The organism is Kitasatospora sp. NPDC048298, from assembly GCF_043201465.1.
Taxonomy (GTDB): Bacteria; Actinomycetota; Actinomycetes; order Streptomycetales; family Streptomycetaceae; genus Kitasatospora.
The window spans coordinates 1-18,645 of record NZ_JBICYZ010000118.1 but is presented as its reverse complement, the minus strand read 5'-3'; the positions used below and the strand labels follow the sequence as shown (position 1 = coordinate 18,645).

At 72.9% G+C, this 18,645-nt stretch carries 16 protein-coding genes; 6 read left to right on the top strand and 10 right to left on the bottom strand.

Features of this window, described 5'->3' with window-relative positions:
• Positions 1–1,050: 1,050 nt before the first annotated feature.
• From ACGF0D_RS42750 to ACGF0D_RS42740, 3 genes are all read right to left on the bottom strand, one after another.
• A complete protein-coding gene (locus ACGF0D_RS42750) occupies positions 1,051–2,211 on the bottom strand; it encodes a hypothetical protein (RefSeq protein ID WP_392925762.1) in 1,161 nt (386 codons plus the stop codon).
• The gene (locus ACGF0D_RS42745) at positions 2,208–2,834 is read right to left on the bottom strand and encodes a hypothetical protein (protein ID WP_392925761.1); all 627 of its coding nucleotides are present in this window, start codon (positions 2,832–2,834) and stop codon (positions 2,208–2,210) included. Before ACGF0D_RS42745 ends, ACGF0D_RS42750 begins: the two co-directional genes overlap by 4 nt.
• A gap of 245 nt (positions 2,835–3,079) precedes the next feature.
• Complete coding sequence (locus tag ACGF0D_RS42740; RefSeq protein WP_392925759.1) at positions 3,080–3,967, bottom strand: hypothetical protein; 888 nt, start codon at positions 3,965–3,967, stop codon at positions 3,080–3,082.
• A gap of 418 nt (positions 3,968–4,385) precedes the next feature.
• On the opposite strand from ACGF0D_RS42740, the gene mobF reads away from it, so the two are divergent.
• Entirely contained in the window at positions 4,386–8,456 is a 4,071-nt protein-coding gene (gene mobF, locus ACGF0D_RS42735) for a MobF family relaxase (protein ID WP_392925757.1), read from the top strand.
• Positions 8,457–8,608: 152 nt separating this feature from the next.
• On the opposite strand, the gene ACGF0D_RS42730 is transcribed toward mobF, so the two are convergent.
• From ACGF0D_RS42730 to ACGF0D_RS42700, 7 genes are all read right to left on the bottom strand, one after another.
• Positions 8,609–9,586 (bottom strand): hypothetical protein, encoded by a 978-nt coding sequence (locus ACGF0D_RS42730; protein ID WP_392925755.1) that lies wholly within the window; start codon positions 9,584–9,586, stop codon positions 8,609–8,611.
• Positions 9,587–9,652: 66 nt separating this feature from the next.
• Complete coding sequence (locus tag ACGF0D_RS42725; protein WP_392925753.1) at positions 9,653–9,886, bottom strand: hypothetical protein; 234 nt, start codon at positions 9,884–9,886, stop codon at positions 9,653–9,655.
• Positions 9,883–11,424, bottom strand: a complete 1,542-nt coding sequence (locus ACGF0D_RS42720) for a hypothetical protein (protein ID WP_392925751.1) — start codon at positions 11,422–11,424, stop codon at positions 9,883–9,885. Before ACGF0D_RS42720 ends, ACGF0D_RS42725 begins: the two co-directional genes overlap by 4 nt.
• 745 nt (positions 11,425–12,169) lie before the next feature.
• Positions 12,170–12,406, bottom strand: coding sequence for a hypothetical protein (locus tag ACGF0D_RS42715; RefSeq protein ID WP_392925749.1), 237 nt, complete (start codon positions 12,404–12,406; stop codon positions 12,170–12,172).
• 96 nt (positions 12,407–12,502) lie between these two features.
• Positions 12,503–12,640, bottom strand: coding sequence for a hypothetical protein (locus ACGF0D_RS42710; RefSeq protein ID WP_392925747.1), 138 nt, complete (start codon positions 12,638–12,640; stop codon positions 12,503–12,505).
• Between the two features lie 5 nt (positions 12,641–12,645).
• Complete coding sequence (locus ACGF0D_RS42705; RefSeq protein WP_392925745.1) at positions 12,646–13,866, bottom strand: hypothetical protein; 1,221 nt, start codon at positions 13,864–13,866, stop codon at positions 12,646–12,648.
• Between the two features lie 77 nt (positions 13,867–13,943).
• Positions 13,944–14,690: a GntR family transcriptional regulator gene (locus tag ACGF0D_RS42700; RefSeq protein ID WP_392925743.1), complete on the bottom strand. Its 747-nt coding sequence runs from the start codon at positions 14,688–14,690 to the stop codon at positions 13,944–13,946.
• A gap of 425 nt (positions 14,691–15,115) precedes the next feature.
• On the opposite strand from ACGF0D_RS42700, the gene ACGF0D_RS42695 reads away from it, so the two are divergent.
• The 5 genes from ACGF0D_RS42695 to ACGF0D_RS42675 all read left to right on the top strand — a co-directional run bounded on the left by ACGF0D_RS42695 (position 15,116) and on the right by ACGF0D_RS42675 (position 18,107).
• Positions 15,116–15,349, top strand: a complete 234-nt coding sequence (locus ACGF0D_RS42695; protein ID WP_392925741.1) for a hypothetical protein — start codon at positions 15,116–15,118, stop codon at positions 15,347–15,349.
• A complete protein-coding gene (locus ACGF0D_RS42690) occupies positions 15,349–15,531 on the top strand; it encodes a hypothetical protein (protein ID WP_392925739.1) in 183 nt (60 codons plus the stop codon). Before ACGF0D_RS42695 ends, ACGF0D_RS42690 begins: the two co-directional genes overlap by 1 nt.
• A gap of 162 nt (positions 15,532–15,693) precedes the next feature.
• Positions 15,694–16,719, top strand: coding sequence for a hypothetical protein (locus ACGF0D_RS42685; protein ID WP_392925737.1), 1,026 nt, complete (start codon positions 15,694–15,696; stop codon positions 16,717–16,719).
• A 15-nt stretch (positions 16,720–16,734) separates the two neighbouring features.
• Positions 16,735–17,142, top strand: a complete 408-nt coding sequence (locus tag ACGF0D_RS42680) for a hypothetical protein (RefSeq protein WP_392925736.1) — start codon at positions 16,735–16,737, stop codon at positions 17,140–17,142.
• A gap of 5 nt (positions 17,143–17,147) precedes the next feature.
• Positions 17,148–18,107: a hypothetical protein gene (locus ACGF0D_RS42675; RefSeq protein ID WP_392925734.1), complete on the top strand. Its 960-nt coding sequence runs from the start codon at positions 17,148–17,150 to the stop codon at positions 18,105–18,107.
• Positions 18,108–18,645: the final 538 nt, after the last annotated feature.

The window sequence follows — 18,645 nt, the reverse complement described above, 5'->3', positions numbered from 1 at the left end:
CTTCTCGACACCGCCCGGAGCCCTCACCCGAACGGCCCAAAAGTGGGGCCAGCCGAGTCCGTTCTGGTGGGGCCAAAACTCACCGGCGCAGACAGTCAGCTCTACGCCCTGATCACCACGTCCCGAACGTCACTAACCGTCACCATCCTGGTAGTCGCCTTCATCAGCTGGAGCCTCTACCACTTCCTGCTCGGCCCCCTCTCCACAGCCATGGAGCCCCACCCCTTCCCCATCCCGACCAGCACGCCCGCCCCCCTCTTCCCCCCGCCCCCGGGCCACCCCTGACCCACCGGCACCCCGCGCCTGCCGACGGAGAGAGCACCTGCTCGCCTCACCGATCCCGGGGGCTCTGCCCCCAGACCCCCGGCCACCTCCAAGGGGACCGGGGCCTAGTGATCATGTGATCGATGAGTGGGTGGTGCGGGCTCAGACCAGCGGGGGGTCCCCTCGGCAGACGGCCTCCGCACCCTGCCACCCCCGGACGGAGCACTCCCGGCCAAGCCCGCCCAAGAACTTTCGCCCGGCTCCGCAAGCTCCGCCGACCGAAACTTCTTCGCCGGGTCGACCGCCTGGCGGCGGCCGAGCCACTCGGCCCCGACCGGGTGCGGCCCCACCGTGATGCCGCCCACCGAGGGGACCCCCCGCACGGCCCGATCCCTGGGGCAGGACGACGGCGGGCCGAGCGCGCGAAGGGCCGGCCCCGTCGCGAGCACCGGCCCCAACCCCCACCCGGCGCGGGCCGTGCCGCCGTGCCGGACCCGCCGGCACACCCCGCGCCGGTGGCGGGTAATCTCGCAAGTTTGCTCGCCAGGGCGCCCGGCCCCGGCCAGCACGACCGGCTACACCAGGGCGAGGCCCGGGCACGCACCCGGGCCAGCGACCGCACCAGCGACCGCACGGTGGGCTGGCATCCAGGCGGCGCCAGCCCCGCTCCCCCGCCCCCGGTCGTGGCCAACTCCACGGCGCCGACCTGCGGCGATGCGCCGACTACAGCCCCGACTACAGGCCGCGGAGCCTCGGCAGCACCGCCGAGGCCCCACGGAAGTACCGTCAGCCAGCCCAGCGGCCGGGCGGGCTGCAGTCGGCCGGCAAGTGCTCCTCGCACCAGTACGCGGTGCCCGGCTGAGCCGTCTTACCGACCGGGTGGTTGGTGACCCGCCACACCAAGATCTCCTCGCACGGCCCCGCCCCCGGCTCCGAGCACCCGATCTCCGGCTCGCCCCTCCCCGCCTTGTGGCCCTTCGGCTTGTGCTCAGCGATCCGGATGTACCCGCGCGGCGTTCCTGCCGGCGTCCACGTCCACCGCCGGGCCGTGCCGATCTGCTCGGCCGACTCCGACTCGATTCGCTGGGCCACCGCCACCAAGGCGTCCGGTTCCTCCAGCGCGAGCTCCACAATCCGGGCGACCACCGCGTCCCGGGACAGCGTCATTCCGAGGCCGGCCGACAACTGGCTCGTCCAGTCGTCCAGCTCAACTGCCAGTCCCTGCGGCACCGCCAGGCGCAGCGGGCTGGCCTTCGTTGTAGCCTTCGGCTCACCGCCACCGCCACCGGCCCCGCCGTCCCCAATTCGGGAGGCCACCGCCTCACGGGCCAGCTCGCGTACCGCCTTCTCCCGGTCCACCAGGTCGTCGGGCAGATCGCCCGGATCGGGCAGCGCAGCGACCGCCGTGTCCAGGAGAGCAGCCGTCAGCTTGCGGTTCCCGGTCGACTCCAGCAGCGCCTCCTGCGCGCCGTGGAACACCGCGGCGGCGATCGTCTCGCCCCGCTTGTCGGTGTCGTCCTTGTCGGTGCTGTGCTGCCGGAGCACCGGCATCAGGCTGGTGACGTGGCTGCCGGTGACCCCGCGCCCGGCGGTCTCCGGGGCGAGCCGGGCCGCCAGGCGCCAGCCCTCCATCAGCCGGTAGGCCGGGGAGGACTTCATCCCCCACCGGTCGGCGAGGTACTCGGGGAAAGTCGGGTGGGTGTCGCGGTGCAGGTGGCCCTTGGCGATGACGGCCAGGGCCTGCCCGGCCGCCCAGCCGGAGGCCTGAAAGGTGTCGATCGCGCTCTCCGCGGCGGCGAGGTTCGCGCGTTCCATCGGGGTGAGTTCGCCGGTCCCCTCGGCGACGTCGGCGAGGTCGGGCAGGTCCTGGACGAGCGTGACGATCGACCGGTCCGGCCGGTCGGGGCGCTCGTTGCGGTGCCGCGCGGCGGGCGTGGGCGTGGTCATGAGGCTCCCAACTTCATGTTGTTGATCTCGGTGAGGACGCGGTCGTAGTGGGTCATCCGCGCCTTGATTCGGGTGCCCCAACTCTTGATGTACTTCCGGTGCGCCGGGACCTCGGTCACCAGCACGGTGAAGCCCGCGGCCACCAGGTCCTCGCGCACCTTCCACGTCCACTTCGTGTCGCCGGGGTCGACCCGGTTCAGGCTCACGACCGCCGGCAGCGCGCGGCCGGTCTCCTGCCGGGCCCGCTCCAGGAACCGCGCGGTGTCGAGCGTGCGGGGCAGCTCGTAGCTGCTCGTGCTCGCCGGGACGACGACCACGTCGGCGACCCTGAGCACCGACATGACGATGTCGGCGTGGTCCTCGGCCTGCGGGCAGTCGACCACCGCGTCGTGCCCGGCGGGCACCAGCTCGGGGATCAGGATGTCGACCTGCGGTCGGGCACAGGCCCGGACGGAGAAGGGGAAGGCGGCCATCTGGTCCCAGTCAGCCCAGCCGCGCGAGCGGTCGGCGTCCACGCCGACCACAGGGGGCGTTTCGTGGCGCTCGTGCATGGCCGAGGCCAGCCAGCCGCTGGTGGTGGTTTTGCCCACGCCCGGTTTGAAGTTCACGGAGGCAATCAGCATGCCCGCCACGCTATCCGCGGCCGCGCGTCTCCCCTTCCCCGCACCGCCGCGCGCGGTACCGTACGGGTGCAATCAGCATGAACGGCCCCCGGTCCGCCGGGGGCCGTTCGCGTTCCCTAACCCCCGTGCCGGGGGTGTGTCGGCCCCGTGCCGCCCGTGCCGGGTGGCGGGCAATCTTGCGAGATTACTCGCCACCAGCGGTCTGACCTGCGGCATCAAGGTGTGCCCTGGCCGGGGACGGCGGGTCAGACCGGCAGGCGCAGGAAGATGTCGGCGGCCTGCCGCAGGGCGCCCTCGCCGTGCCTGGCGGCGGCGGGCAGGCCCATCGCGGGCGTACCGGGCCGGTAGACGAGGACCGGCACTCGGCTGTCATCGGGCAGGACCGCGGGCATCAGGTCCATGCCGTACCCAGGCAGCAGCTCCTCGGGGGTTTGGCCGGGGACCAGTGCCCGCAGGTCCCCGGCCGTGCGGACCTGCGGCCCGTCGCGCAGGATTGCGCACATCAGGTCGAACCACGCGTCACCGCTGGCGGCCAGCTCGCGTCCCGGGGACCAGCCGCCCCTGACCGCGAGCAGGCGCAGCAGGGCGGCCGCCTCCAGCGCCTGGCCCCGGGTGGCGGTGCCGGCCGCGAGCGCGAGCAGCAGCGGCTGCACCTGCGTCAGCGCGTCAGCGGTCGACAGGACGGGCGGCACGACGGGCGCGAGGGCGCCGGTGGCCCACCGCTCCCCCTCCCCGGGGCCGCGGGCCAGCAGCGCCGCCACCCGGGTCGAGACCGTGGAGCGCGCGACCCCGAGCGCGTCCGCCAGGGCGGCGTAGGTGCCGAGCTCCCCCTCCTGGTGGGCGCGGACCAGGGCGTCCCGCAGGCCCTCCAAACGGGGCAGCAGCCGGGTGTCCAGGGCCGCCAGCAGGTGCCGGACCGCGGCCCCGTCCTCGTCGGGGCCCTGGATGCGGCCGTACGTCTCCAGCCGGCGCAGCAGGACCAGGCCCGCCAGCACCGCGTGGGTGAACTCCCCGGCCTCCGAAAGATCCGCGCCCGGGAGCAGGTCCCGGTCGTCGTGGCCGACCACCGTCAGCACCTCCGAGCTGTAGCGGCCCCCGGCCCCCGGATCGTCGTGACGGACGGTCTGCAACATGCCGCACCTCCTGTACTGGACTACGTACAGGAGACTGTACGGACGCCCGTACAAGCCTGACAAGCCGTCAGCTGGTAGCGGCCAATCTTGCGAGATTAGCCGCCATCGGCGAGGCTCCCCCGCTCCCTTCTTCACCACAGCCACCGAGGCCTGTGCCGGTGGTCCGGCACACCCCCGTGCCGCCCGTGCCGACCACCCCGGCACGGGCCCTCACCAGCAACATCCGAGACCGACCGACCGTCCACCAAGGACACCGGGAAGCGACCGAAGCGACACCGAGACGACCACCAAGGTTCCGAAGATGATCTAGCGGGTACCGACCAAAGTACTGATTAGCACTCCAGGTATCTTCGATACACGATCATGGTCCGCCGGGGGCGGCCGCAGTCAGGCGAGGGGGGTGGGCCGGGTGGGTTGGGTGACGCCGATCCGGGCCGCCGAGCAGGTGACCTACCGGCTCTCGCGGGACTGCGGGTGCGACGTCGACCGGGACGCCCAGGTCGAGTACCGGCTCGCCTCCGAGCGGGACCTCCGGTGGATCGGCAGCGGCCTCTCAGAGGTCGGCCTCACCGCCGGCGAAGCCGTCGACCCCGACGCCGCGCGCGCCCTGATGGACGGTCGAGACCCCCGCACCGGCGCCCAGCTCGTGAAGCGCAAGCAGGCGATCGACCCCCGCGGCAAGCTGCCCGCCCGGGCACTGGTCGATGCGATCAGGGCGCTCGCCGAGGCCGACGGCGTCACCGCAGCCGCGTACCTCAGGGGCGGCCCGCTCGCCGAGCGGTACGCCCGTGCCGAGCGGGGCCTGCGCCGGGAAGGCGACCGTCACCTGCTGCCGCTGGCCGACGCCGAGCGCCTGGCCGCCGCCGCCGGCCTTCCCGTCGAGGTCGTCTACGACACCGAGGTGGTCAACGCCGCGCGGCCGTTCGCCGGGCGCCACGTCGACGTCGGCTTGAGGGGCGTCGACCTGGTGCTCGACATCCCCAAGAGCATCTCCACCGCCTGGGCGCTCGCGCCGGACGAGCTGGCGGCCGCCATCGAGGAGGAGTGGCTGGCCTCGGTCGGCGAGGCAGTCGCCGCACTGGAGCAGTGGACGGCGTACGGGATGGCCGGCCACCACGGCGACGGGCAGCGCGCCGAGCGGGTCGCCACCTCCGGGCTCCTGGGGTGGACGACGCTGCACCGCTCCGCGCGTCCGGTCGACGGCGCGGTCGGCGATCCGCACCTGCACGTCCACGTGAACATCGCGCACCTGGCCAAGGGCGAGGACGGCCAGTGGAGGACTATCGCGGCCGGCGCCGAAGACCTGATGCGGCATGCCCACCTGACCAACGAGATCGCCGAGGCGAGGCTGCGGCAGCGGCTCACCGAGCGGCACGGCGCCCGCTTCACCCGGTCGGAGAGCACCGGGGCCTGGGAGCTCGACGGTGTCGACGGCAGCCTGCGGGCCGCGTTCTCTCGTCGGCACGCCCAGGTGGTCGCCGCGGCCGGCCCCGACGCCACCCGCGACCAGCAGAAGAGCGCCGCGCGGCGCAGCGCCGAGGCCAAGGTCGACGGCGACCAGGCGGTCGAGCGCACCGACTGGCGGGCCCGGGCGGTCGCCACGCTCGTCGGCGACCTCTCCGTCCTGAACGAGGACGAGCGCCTGGTCGTGCTCGCCGAGGCCGACCACGCGGTGGACACGATGGTCTGCGCGGCACTGCCCGGCCCCGAAGGCCCGGCGCCGACCTCCTCCGACGGCCCGACCGGCCCTGTGCTGCCCACCCCGGAACGGATCGCCTCCCGAATTTGGGACGACCCGGAGCACGGCCTGGTGGCGTCGAAGAAGGTGGTCGGACACACCCACGTGCTGGCCGCGGTGGTGCAGGAGCTGCCGTACCTGGACAGCGTCGAGCAGCTGGTCGAGCTCGTGGACCAGGTCCTCGCCGTCGACGGACACGCGGTGCGGCTGCGGGACTCCGACCGGCACCACCAGGTGCACCGCCAGCGCTACACCCACACCTCCGTGCTGGTAGCCGAGAGCACGATCATCAGGACCACAGCGACCGGCCTCGGCCGGGGCCTGGCCCAGCTCAGCCCGGAGGCCGCAGGCCTGACGATCGCCACCGTCGAGGCCGCGAAGTCGACGGCGGACCAGCGGTTCGAGTTCAGCGCCGAGCAGCGGGCGGTGGTCGTGCGGCTGCTGTGCGCCGGGCACGGCGTCGAGGCAGTCGTTGGTACCGCGGGGGCGGGCAAGACCACTCTCATGGAGGCCGCAAGGGCCGGGTGGGAGGCCGCCGGCCTTCGCGTGGTGGGTGCCAGCACGGCGGCCGTCGCGGCGGCGAACCTCAGCGCGGAGGCCGGGATCGACTCGCGGACGATCGCCGCGTGGACGCGCGACATCTCCGGTGGGCGAGGCCTCGACGGCGTCGGTGTCCTGATCATTGACGAGGCCGGCATGGCCGACGACCGGGCGCTCGCCGCGCTGCTGCGGCACGCCGCCGAGGTCGGGACGAAGGTGGTCACGATCGGCGACCCCCTCCAGTTGAGGGCGGTCGGCGTGGGCGGTGGGTTCGCCCGGGTCCACCAGCTGGTCGACGGCCTGGTCCTCGGCGAGAACCGGCGCCAGACCGACCCGGTCGAGCGGGCCGCGCTGGAAGCATGGCGGGACGGCGGGCGCACCAGCGCGCTGGCGATGCTCGCCGGGCACGGGCGCGTCCACGCCGTCGACACCGTCGACCAGGCCCATACCTCCATGCTGGCCTCGTGGGACGCGGCCCGCACCCGGTGGTCCGGTGACCCGCATGGCCAGGTTGCCGAGCTGCTGCTGCTGGCCGCCCGCCGGGTGGACGTCGCCGAGCTCAACGCGGGCGCCCGGGCGCTGCTGCTCGCGGCCGGCGAACTCGACGGCGGGCTCGGCTTCCGGGCCCCGGACGGCGCCCTGCTGGAGTTCGCAGCCGGGGACATCGTCCACATTCGCCAGAACGACTACCGCTCCCGCCGCAACCCGGCCGAGGTCGACGTGCTGAACGGCTTCCGCGGCGTCGCCCTGGAGGTCGACCAGCGGCGCGGCGTGCTGGTGGAGTGGCGCCGCCCGCACGACGACGGTGAGCAGCGCACCGACCGGGCGTGGATGAGCCCGCGCGACGTCGCCGAGGGCCGCCTCACCCACGGCTACGCGATGACGATCGGCTCTGCCCAGGGCCTCACCAGCGAGGTCACCATCGCCTCCGGCCGGGGCGCCGACGCCCACAGCCTCTACCCCGCGCTCAGCCGGGCCCGCCAGGAGACCCACCTGTGGCTGCCGCTGGCCGAGCTGGAGGACGACGTCACCCGGCTCACCCTCGGTGACCCGCGCACCGGCGCCGAGCGCCTCGACCGCGCCGTCGCGGCGTACGGGCGCCAGCTGGAGCGCTCCGGCGAGGACGTCATGGTGGTGGACGAACTCGCCGCCGCCGAGCAGGCCGTACCGCCCGTGCCGGGAGGTGTGCCGGTCGCTGACCTGCACCGGCACACCCCCGGCGACGTCCCGGTGCAGCCTCAGGATCCGCCCGCGGTGGAGCAGCCCGAGGCCTTCCGCACCGGGCGGGTGCTGCCGCCGGAACCGCCAGCCCCGCCGGTGCCCCACTGGCGCGAGCGCCCGCACGGCGGCGTCGGCACCGGGGCGCTGCTGCCGCACGCCGAACGGGCCGAGGCCGACGCCCGCCAGGCCCGCGCCACCGCCCACGGGCTCGACGCCCGGGCGGACCAGCTCGCCGCCGTGCTGGGCACCGACCAGGCTCCAGGCCGCCAGCGCGTCGCCGAGACCGTCGCGCACCTGGACGCAGCCGAGCAGCTGCTCGGCCGGGCCTCCGACGCCGACCAGGCTGCCGACGGCGTCGACACCCGGATCGGGGAGCTGTACGCGACCAACCACGAGGAGATGCGAGCCGAACAGCGGATCCGCGAGCGCGCCGCCCTCCGGCGCAGCGCGGTGTTCTTGCAGCGCTCGGGGATGCTGGAGGCCGCCGCCGCCCTGCGCCAGCGCGCCGATGAGCGCGTCGCCCAGATTGAGGAGTTGCGGGGGCAAGCCCGCGACCTACGCAACCAGGCCGAGGACCTGCGGCGCCAGGCCCGCGCCGAGGTCGACTTGGCCGACGGCGGCGCCTACGGCACGGTCGAGCAGCGCATTGCCCAGCGACGGGCCACCCTGCCGGAGCTGGCCGAGCGCCTGGACCAGCGCGACCAGGGCGAGTACCAGCGGCTGGTGACCGAGGCCGGCGCCCAGCGCCGCACCGCCGACCAGCTCGACGCCCGGGCCGCCGGCCTTCGCGGCGAAGTCTCCGTCCGCGAGAACCTGTCCCCGGGCCGCCGGGTCACCGAGGAGACCGAGCGGGCCACCGCCGCCGTCCAGGCCCACCAACGCCGGATCGCCGCCCAGGCCCGCGCCGAGGAACTCCGCCGCCAGCAGCAGTACGAGTACCGGTACGAGCCGCCCACCCAGGGCCGCTCCGGACCCAGCATCGGCCGCTGACCTGCACCGACACACCCGTGTCGGTCGACCGGCACGGTCCGGCACGGGGCCGTGCCGGGTCGAGAACCGGCCCCCCGGGTAGGGCGGATAATCTAGCAAGATTGGTCGCCTCTCGGTGCCGACCAGCCGATGGCCGGCACCGTTGTCCGTGATCAGGTGCGGGCGGTGCGAGAGGCCTTCAGCTCGGTGATCAGGCCGCGGACCTGGTCGGCCTGCGCGGCGAGCCGCTCGGCTTCGAACCGGTACCGAGTGATCATCTTGGCCCAGTGCCCGGCGGCCTTCTCGGCCTTCTCCACTTCCTTCCCCTTCCCTTCGGCCTCCACCTTCGCCTGCTCCTCTTTGGCTTCCTGGTGGCGGCGCTGGGCGTAGACGGCGTCCTGCTCGGCCTTGGCCGCAGCGCGGCGCAGCCGGGTCTGCTCACGGCGGGCCCGCTCGGGGGCCGCGTCCAGGGTGTGGTCGAGCGCGGCACGCAGGATGTCGCCGGTGGTCACCACCTGGGCCCGCAGCTCGGCCCGCCGGGTGAGCTCGTCGGCGGTGGGGGTGTGCATGGCGGCGAGGCCTGCGGCCATCCCGGCGAGTTCGGTCACCCCGCCGAACTCGCGGACCGATTCGCGCATGATGACCTCGGGCCCGTCGCCCCACTCATCAGCCCAGTCCTGGAGCTGCTTCTCGATCTCGGCGTTGTGCCAGTAGCAGGCCCGTTGGAGTCGCTCGCCGATTTCCTGCGGCAGCCGCAGTCCGAGCCGACCGAGGAAGCGCGTCTCTCCCACGTCGTGCTGAGCCTCGTAGCGGCCCGGGTCGGTTCCCCACCGGCGGCCGGCCGCGAGTGCCCCTCGCGGAATCGGTGGCCAGTCCCGGTCCCATCCCCGAGCAGCCAGTTCGGCCCGGACCCCAGGCACCAGCAGCCAGTCCCGACTCCCCGCGAGACGGCCGGCCTCCCGCTCCTCGGTTAGCTTCTCTCGGGTCGCCCGGCGAGCCGCCGCCAACTTCCCGGCACGCAGCCCGAGGTGTTCCTCGCGCTCCTGGGCGAGCCAAGCCTGCTCTTCCGCGGCTGCCATCTCGGCCACCAGGTCGAGCAGCTGGAGCCGCTCCTCCCGCACCGCCACCGTGTACTGCACCGTCGAAGCCATGCGGGCAATCATGCTAGATAACTCGCTCTACCGCACTCACCTCCCTACGGGGTGGTGGCGCGGTGGTCAGTTGGCGGCTCGGTGCGCGTCGGCCGGCGCCGGGTCGGGGCGGACGGCGAGCGGGCGTCGGCCGGTCGGCGCGGAGCGTGCCGGGTCGACCGGCACGGGCGGCACGGGGTGTGCCGGTGCGGCGAGGGCCGCGAGTTCAGCGGCGGTGAGGCCGGGGCGGTGCGGGGTGTCGACGGCGACGTCCTGGTGGTCGCGGTCGACACCGGGGCCGAGGGGTCGGCGGGTCGTCATGAAGTGGTGTCCTTCCTGGGGGTGAGGGTGATCTGGTCGCGGACGGGCAGTCCGGCGGCGCGGCGTGCGGCGCGTTCGGGCAGCACCCAGTCGCGCGGGGCGACGCCGAGGGTCTGCTGAGCGGCATCGAGTTCGGTGATGGTCGCGGTGGACGCCCGGCGCTTGGGCGAGCGGGGTGCGACGGGCATGGGTGTGCCGTCGGTGGTGTGGGGTGCCCAGTAGTCGACGCCGAAGACCAGGCCCCAGCCGGTGAGCAGCTCGGTGACGGCGGCCTGCGCGCCGGGCAGGCCGCCGTCGTTCTCGTCCCAGCCGACCCGGACGGCGGCTTTGAGTCGGCCCCGGCGGCCGGGGACCGCACGGAACGCTGCGGCGATGGTCTGGTTCCTGACCTGGTACATCGTCATCTTCTCGGGGGCATTGTCCTCCGATGTGACGATTTCCTGCCCGTCCTTCTCGTTGACGTCCGTCAGTTCGGCAAGGCGTGCCTTGATCTCTCCGCCCCAGGTCAGCATGTGGTGGCCCTTGGTGGCTCGCTCGTACTCCTGCCAGCACTTGACCTCGGCGTATTCGCTGGTCAGGCGCTTGCGGAGGGTGGCCAGGTGCTGTTCCGCGGCCTCGATTCGGGCGAGTGCGGCGGGGCCGGCCTCGCCGTCCTTGGCGGCGACGGCTTCATGGTCGGCGGCCTTGTGGGCGCGGGCGAGGGCCCGGTCGGCCCGGCGGATCTCGCGGCGCAGCGGCCGGGAGTCGTCCAGGGCCCGGCGCAGGATCTCGAAGGGGGTGCGGCCCTGCCGCTGGCCGGCCTTCATGTCGCCGCGCAGCAGCTCGTTGCCGAGCGCGCGCTCGACGGACTTGCCCTTGGCGATCTCCTTGGACGTCAGGTCCTTGTCCTGCACCTTGACCAGGTACTTTGCGAGGTCGCCGAAGCCCTTCTTCGTCCGCTTGGCCGGGTCGACCTTGACTCCGTGCTTGCGGCTGGGCACGCCGAGCTTGACCTTCTTGGCCAGCGCCGCCCACCGCTCGTACAGCTCGGCCTCCATCTTCCGGGCGGTCTCCTCGGACACCGGCTTCTCCGTCCACAGGACGGCGTGGATGTGGGTGTGCCAGGAGTTCGCCCAGGAGTGGGTCACCTCGACGGCGCGGGTGAAGCCGACGACGCCGTACCGGGCGCGGAAGCCGGTGGTCTCCCCCTTCCACCAGCGGCTTTGCTGGAGTTTCTTCCAGGCGAGGGCGGTGCGGTCCATCTGGACTTCGAGCCGGGCGCCGCGCCAGTGGCGGGTGGTGAACGTCGCCATGGCGATGCCGTGGCCGGCCTTGAACCAGGCCGCGGCGTACCGCTCGATGTCAGCGGCGCGCTGGGCCCGGACGATTGGGGCGCACTCGGGGCAGGACCAGACGCTGCCGCACTTGAAGAGCCCGCTGAAACCGCCGTCGCCGTCGGGGGTGTAGGTGATCGCGACGGTGCCCGCGATCGGCTTCACCCCGCAGGCCGTCATCGAGGGCAGGGTAGTGAGGTCACGGGCGTCGTCCAGCTGCCGCATCTGCTCCTGTTTGCGGCTGCCGCGCAGCTCATACTTGCGCTCCCATTTCGCCAGGTCAGCGCGAGTTTCCGGTGCGTCAGCGGCAACTCTGCTCTCTGTGTTCCTAGACGGCCCGTCGGGGGTGGTTTCTGCACTGCCGTCACAGGCGGCAGAGAGGGCCGCTGACGCCTCGCCAGCGGTCAGTACGGGTCCGGTGGCGGTGCCCTCCCGGACCGCCCTCAGGCGGGCCTTGAACGCCGCGTGAGCGGCCTCCGGGTCTGCCGGGGCGTCAACTTCGGGGGCATCCGCTTCCCACTTTCGGATCCATTGCAGGGCGGAGGCCAGCTCCGCGCGCTCCGCCGCCGTGCGGCGCCCGCCCTTGGCACGTTCGCGCTGGCCGGCCTTGGGTGTGCGGGCATGGGTGAGGCCACCGGCGGCCGAGCGCTCAACCGCAGCGGCGGGAGCGGCATCCGGGCCGGTGGCCTGCGGATTTTGGGGTGTTGTTGCGCGGATGCCGGGAGCACCCGTTACCATCGGGTCCAAGGGATCAGGTCTCTGTGTTATCGCGGCCAGCGAATTCTTTTCGGAACCTGATCCACTAGAGAGGCCGGGGCTCCTACACCCCGGCCTTTCGCGTTTCAGGCCTTTGGCGACCGATCATGCCGTACTTCTGCGCGGAATGTGGCGTCCGGCGCGAAAGCGCGGGCTGTGATCTGGAAGACCATCAGGGCCGACCTCCATCCAAGGAGGCCGGCCCTTCGTGGTGTCAGTGGCGGTTCTTGCGGGCGTCCCTGGTGCTGATGACGTCGATGCAGGTGCCAGGCAGGTCGTCGACCCAGTCGAAGTCGTCGAGCGTGACGCCGTGCTTCGCTGCGATGGCGAGCACGTCGTCCAGGAGCGCGGCCGCGTCGGCACGGTGCTGGGCAGTGATCGGGTCACCGCCGCGCTGAACGGCGGCGATCCGCTGCCAAGTGCTGCGGCCCTTGCTGTCGGTCGTGGTCATGGTGCTGATCCTCTCGGCTGAGCAGGCGGTTCGGGACGGTACAGCGTTCCGGCCCGGAGCGGCCGGGGCTGGTGTAGCCCCGGCCGCCCCGGCTCGTCAGCTCTCGTCGAACCGCAACTGGTGGCACTCATCGCACAGCGGGCGGATCCACTCCCGGTCGTTGACCACGCGGTCGAACGGGTCCTCGCGGAGAACGGTGTCCGGCTTGTCCTCGTCGCAGTAGTCGCAGGTCATGGTGGTCAGCCCTCCAGGGCGATGGGGTCGCTCTCGGTGACGCGCTTCCAGGCGGCGCGGAGCCGGTCGGCCCCGCCGATGTAGCCGAGCTCGCGGAACCTGGTCTCCATCTCCCTGAAGCTCCGGGGCGGGTTGGTCTCGCTGCGGATCATCAGCACCACCATGTCGAGCTCGATGTCGGCGAGCTGCACGCCGGGCTGCGGGATCGGCTGCTCCTGGGGAGCCTCCTCCTCGACCTCGTCGGCCGTGTCGGCTGCCGTGCCGGGGTCCGTGTCGGCCTCCTCGAACAGCATCTGACCAGGGACTTCCTCCCGGCGCGCCTCCGGCACGGGCACCGGCTCCGGTTCCGGCGCGGACTGCCGAGCAGGCGCCGGCACCTGGACCAGGGCCGGGGTCGGCTGCGGCGCGGCGGCGATCGCCGGGACGGGCTCCGGGGCGGGCAGCGGCCGCAGCCCGACCTCGGCCGGGGTGCGGCCGTAGAGGGCGTCGAGGGCTGCCAGCGCGGGGGCGCCAGCGCGGTCGGTGTAGGACGCGGTCAGCCGGGTGGTGAGACGGGAGTCACCCCGGCCCACCCGCTCGGCCAGCCGCCAGGCCTGCTCCGCCGACTTCGCGCGGACCTTCTTGTCAGGGTGGTGCTGGGAACGGGCCTGGTGGTACTCGATCCGCCTCAGGAGGTCGCCCGTGCGACGGTCGGCCTCGGCGTCGTGGCCGGTGCGGTGCACGACGATGCTGCGGGCGATGTGCCCGGCGAGCTCGGCGGCGGCGGTCATCGCGAGCGGCGTCGCCGCGTAGACGATGCGGTGCACGTCGTCGTGCGCCAGGTTGACGCCGATCACGGCCCCGACCACCGGCATGGCCCACAGGCCCAGCCGCAGCGGGAGCGGGTAGGGCCTGCGGATCACGGTCAGCGCGATGAGGGACAGGCCGAGCAGCCCGACGACGCCCTCGCCGGCCGCGACCAGGCCGAGGGCCATGTCGCTGCTGTTCTTGCCGAGGGCGGTCTTCATGTTGTGGTAGGTCGCCCAGCCGCCAGCAGTGCCGACGCAAGCCATGGCGACGAAGATCGTCCCGAGGAGCAGGGCGGCCCCGCCGCCGATGGCGCCGGGGGCGTGCCGGTCCGGCACGGCCATGTCGGCGGCCGTGCCGGTTCCGACTTCGCCCCTGGTCAGGGGGTCCGGCACGGCGTGCCGAGCGGCACGCCGGTCATACTTGTTCGTGTGGATCACGGGTTCCCTCCGTGGATCACTAGTTGGTTGGGCCGCTTCGGACAGCACTCCGGAGCGGCCCTTCTATATGGGGCGGGTCAGAGCTCGTAGTCGTAGACCGACACGCGGCCCGGCCCCGACACGGACACGCCGAACTCGACCACGGTCTGGTCACCGGTCCGCAGCAGCGTCGAGGACTCCTTGACCGCCGCCGGAACCGTCAGACCCAGTGCGAGGGCGTCGGCGTCGGTCGCCAGCCTCACGTCGATCGCGTCACGGCCGACGATGGCTCGCTGACCGGTGATCTCCTCCAGGTAGGCCCAGGTCCCCTGGGGGATCCGCTCCGGCACGAGGAGCAGCGGGGCACGCTCGGCGAGCGCGCCGTCGAACCACGAGGTGCTCGTCGACAGCGGCTTGTCGTCGCGGCTGTAGGTGACTCGCAGCCGACGGATAACCGGGGCCCCCACTTCCAGACCCAGGGCCTCCGCGACCTCGGGCTCGGCCGTGGTGAGTTCCGCCACGACAATCCGGGCGTACTCGCCGGTGTCGCCGTAGATCCGACCGGTCCGGCGCACGCTGATCGCGCGGTCCATACCGGTGCGGTGCAACGGGCGCGGACGGCCCTTCACGCGCGCGACCTGGCCGGGGCTGGTCTCCACCAAGTCCTCGCCCGCCAGCGTGTTGATGGCCCGCTGAGCGGTGGGACGGCTGACACCCCACTCCCGGGCGAGCTCGGCCGCCGAGGACAGGGGGTCACCGGGGGCCAACGCCCCGCTCTCGATCCGCTCTCGCAGATGGGCCACCAGCTGCTGGTACGCAGGTGCCGGCCGCTCGATCTCAGGCACGACGGGTTCCTTTCTCACGTAGGTGTTCGAACCGCCCACACCTTATCTGGGTGGTTGCCATGTAACCACATGGCTTATCAGGTCGTCCATACCTGCAACATGGATTGACAGGTGGTTAGATCTGAGTGCACATTAGATCCGCACCACCGGAACAGCATTGGAGCGCATCCGCACTCCCGAGCCTCTGACCTCGGCTTTTCTGGATTGGTGCGCATGAACAGGCCTCACGCATCCCGCGGTCCGGCCTGTAAACGCAGGTGGCCGCCCAGCTCTGACCCTGGGCGGCCCGCGCAGCCCATAGAGAGGGAGCAGCGCATGACCAGCATCGCACCCCCCGTCCCCCCGATCACCGAGAAGGACCGCGCCCAGGCCTCCGCCGGCGCCGACCGCGTGCTGACCGTTCAGGTCGGCAAGGGCGGTTCGAAGTGAGCGCCCGCCGGATCACCGAGTTGCCGCTGGTCGGCACCGTGCACCCCGACGGCGTCGCCTACCGCGTCGAGATCCCGGTGTCCGTGGACACCGTCAGCGCCCTGATCTGCGAGTCCTGGTGCAGCAAGCTCCAGGTCTCCGACTTCGGCGGCCCGCACTTCCGCGCCATGTGCGTGGTCGACGGCGAGCCGTTCGTGCTCACGGGCCGGATCGCCGGCGGTGACGCCTGATGTTCGGCCGCCCCCGCACCGAGTCGAAGCCCAGCACCCGGACCGACACCCCGGACCACGTCGACTCCGCCGGCCGTACCTGGACCGGCGCCGACTACGACGAGGCCCGCGCCAGCGGCCGCGTGATCCACGCCCCGCGCACCGACCACAGCGTCGACCGGCTCGGCCGCCCCTCCTCCTGACCCGCCCCCAGGTGGTGCACACCCCCTCGATAACCCAGGGTGTGCACCACCCCTGACCAGGGAGTTTCCCGTGGGCTACACGCTCTGCCTGATCTTCCTCGTGGCGGACCTCGTGATCGCCATCGTCTGCATCCGCGAGCTCATCCGCCGGGGGCTGGGCCGATGACCATCCCCCCGCCCCCCTCCGAGCCGCCCACCGCCGGCATGCCCGCCTCCGACCTCGACTCCGTCGTGGTCGGGGAGTGGTGGCGCAAGGCCGGCCCCCGTATCCCCGCCCCCGGCACCCCCGTCTACACCCCGGTCCCGCTCGGCACCGGCCACGACCAGGCCGTCCAGGCCGCCTCGACAGCGGCCGCCGCCGAGGCGTTCTGGGCCCCGGCCGGGAAGCTCTTCGCCGAGCAGGCCAAGACGATCGCCTCGTCCGTCGGCGAGACGGTTACCCAGCTCCTGACCGAGACCTCCGCCCAGCGCGACGCCCGCCAGCAGGTCGAGTACGAGCAGCTACTCAAGCAGCAGCGCGCCCGGATGGACGCGGCGCTCGGGGCAGTCGGCGAGACCACGAACGAGCAGGCCGAGCGCCACCGGATCGAGGACATCCTCACCCCCGGCCGACCGGCCCAGCGGGACGACCTCGTCGGCCTGGTCGACCTCCTCGCCGACCGCCTCACCGAGACTCCCGAGGACCGGGCCGCCCGCCGGGCGACCGAGCGGGAGCTGGAGAAGCAGCGGGCGCGGGCCCGGGAGGACCAGCTCCGCGCCGCGGCCGGGGAGACCCCCGCCCAGCGCGACCTGCGCCACCGTCAGCAGCAGCTTGCCGACCGCCGCGAGGCGAAGGCGCGGGCCCGCCGCGAGCGCCTCCGGGCCGCCCGCTCCAAGGCCGGCTCCTCCGACCGCGCCAAGCGGGTCCGCCGCTGGTGCGTCCTCACCGCGATCAGCGCCGTCGGCGGCTACTCGATCGGCCTCGTCCCCCTGCTCGCCACCGGCGGACCGGCTGTCGGCGCGCTGATCGCCGCCATCGGCTGGGGATTCGACCTCCACATCCGCGACAAGGGCCGCCTGCGCGTCTCCGAGGTCCGCGGTTTTGGCCCCCTCCTGATCTTGATCGTCCTGCGTCTCCCGGTCGCCTCCGGCCTGGCCGTCGCCACCGGCCTTGCCCCCCTCCTCCCCGCCCTCCACCTCTTCAACTGACCTTAGGAGCCCACCATGAGCAGCCTCATCGCCCTCGGCACCGGCGGCGCCGCGACCGTCGCCACCTTCTACCTCTACGTCGGCGTCCGCGGGAACAACAAGATCACCGTCAAGCCCGACAACGTCCCCTACTGGGCCTTCGGCATCGGCCTGCTGAGCGCCAGCGCCGGCACCGCGTTCCAGGCGCTCACCGGCATCGGCCACCAGCTCAGCGAGGCGTTCCAGGGCAACACCGCCCTCGGCGACTGGCAGACCGGCGCGACCGCCGCCGTCATGACCATCGCCGTCTTCGGGCTCAAGCCCCGCGCATGGAAGGACGCCCTGCTCGGCGCCGTCGCGCCGTCCCTCTACGCCGCCGCCGGCGGCATCTGGGTCCTGCCCGTGTCCGTGTTCTCCGGCCTGATCAACGCGTTCGTGAAGTGATCGACATGACTACAGAGAAGATCTTCCCGACCGCGCGGGCCGTCCCCGGCCATCGCCGCCGGATCGTGCTCACCCTCCTGTGGCCGGTCACCGGCCTGATCGACGGCACGCCCGTCCTCATCCGCCAGCTGATGGCCCCTCACCACGCCCGCCGTGCCGAGGCTGCCGAGCTCCAGGCCCGGCAGGCCGAGCTCTCCGCGCAGGCCGCCAAGGACGCTGACGAGGCGTTCCGCAAGAAGTTGGCCGAGGCCGACCCGGCCAAGCGCCCCGGAATGATCCAGGCCCGGGAAGCCGCCGAGGTGGCAGCCCGCCAGGTCGAGCTGGAGCTGGCCAAGGCCGCCCGTAAGGAGAGCCGTAGCAAGTTCGGCGACACCGCCGGCGCCGCCGTCCTGGTCCTGATCATCGGCGGCCCGCTGGTCTACTCCCTCGTCGGCCCCTGGATCGCACACGGCATCGGCCTCGCGATCGGCGGGTGGTGGATCGCCGCGCTCATCCACGCCCCCAAGGCCACCAAGGTCAAGGACAAGGGCAAGGACGACGAGGACCAGGGCGACGAGGGTGAAGAGGAGGGGGGCGACGACCAGGAGGAGGAGTCCTCCCACCCCCAGCCACCCGCCGCTCCGGCCAAGCCCCTGGAGCTGTCCGCCGCCGAGCTGACCACCACCGTCGAGCACATGGTCGCCCTCCGCGCCCGCACCGACGAGGGCCGCGGTCACGTCCACCTCGCCGAGGCCCTCGAAAGCCTCCAGCGCCACGGCCACTACCCCGACCTCACTGCGCGTGATTTCGGCGCCCTCGTCCGGGCCGCCGGCCTCCCCACCGAACCCAACATTCGGGTGCCCGGCCGCACCCCCTCCACCGGGTTCACCGCGGCCTCCCTCCACGCCCACCTCCGCCGCTCCCCGACCCTCCCCCCACAGGCCGCCGCCCAGGCCGCCATCGACCACACCCCCCAGGCCGTCTGAACACCCACCCAACCCCCACCACCAGAGCCCCCGTTCGGCCACCGGCCGAGCGGGGGTTCTGCCATGCTCGGACCACCCCTTCCGACCCCCCTCCCCCGAGGAGGACCAAGGCCCCGCCCGTGCCGACTACATCCAACCCCTGACCTGCGACGACTACACGACTACAACCCCGACTACACGCCGACTACAGCCCCCGACTACACCCCCTCCGGAAGGGGACTCCGATCTTGTACCGCTACCGCTGCGGGGTCTGCCGCACCATCAGCGACCACCTCTACCCGGGGGAGGCCGAGGCCGAGCGCGACCGCCACATTGAGGCCGTCCACGACGGGCGGACCCCCGATCAGCAGAGCATCACCCCCCTGCCCTACAAGGCCGGCCCCATGCTCTACCCCCCGCCCCCAGCCCCGCCGAAGCACTCCATCCGCCAGGACTTCCGTCAGCTGTCTAGGACGGTGTTTTCTGGCCCCGGGGTGACGGCCGCAAGTGGCCCCACCGAGGAACGGTGAAAGTTGGCCCCACCTGGTGTTCGACGCGG

Coding starts and splice junctions, on each gene's coding strand:
- ACGF0D_RS42675 (WP_392925734.1), top strand. CDS start 17,148: ATGACTACAGAGAAGATCTTCCCGACCGCGCGGGCCGTCCCCGGCCAT.
- ACGF0D_RS42745 (WP_392925761.1), bottom strand. CDS start 2,834: ATGCTGATTGCCTCCGTGAACTTCAAACCGGGCGTGGGCAAAACCACC.
- ACGF0D_RS42730 (WP_392925755.1), bottom strand. CDS start 9,586: ATGGCTTCGACGGTGCAGTACACGGTGGCGGTGCGGGAGGAGCGGCTC.
- ACGF0D_RS42740 (WP_392925759.1), bottom strand. CDS start 3,967: ATGTTGCAGACCGTCCGTCACGACGATCCGGGGGCCGGGGGCCGCTAC.
- ACGF0D_RS42710 (WP_392925747.1), bottom strand. CDS start 12,640: ATGACCTGCGACTACTGCGACGAGGACAAGCCGGACACCGTTCTCCGC.
- ACGF0D_RS42685 (WP_392925737.1), top strand. CDS start 15,694: ATGACCATCCCCCCGCCCCCCTCCGAGCCGCCCACCGCCGGCATGCCC.
- ACGF0D_RS42715 (WP_392925749.1), bottom strand. CDS start 12,406: ATGACCACGACCGACAGCAAGGGCCGCAGCACTTGGCAGCGGATCGCC.
- ACGF0D_RS42750 (WP_392925762.1), bottom strand. CDS start 2,211: ATGACCACGCCCACGCCCGCCGCGCGGCACCGCAACGAGCGCCCCGAC.
- ACGF0D_RS42720 (WP_392925751.1), bottom strand. CDS start 11,424: ATGCGGCAGCTGGACGACGCCCGTGACCTCACTACCCTGCCCTCGATG.
- ACGF0D_RS42680 (WP_392925736.1), top strand. CDS start 16,735: ATGAGCAGCCTCATCGCCCTCGGCACCGGCGGCGCCGCGACCGTCGCC.
- ACGF0D_RS42690 (WP_392925739.1), top strand. CDS start 15,349: ATGTTCGGCCGCCCCCGCACCGAGTCGAAGCCCAGCACCCGGACCGAC.
- ACGF0D_RS42725 (WP_392925753.1), bottom strand. CDS start 9,886: ATGACGACCCGCCGACCCCTCGGCCCCGGTGTCGACCGCGACCACCAG.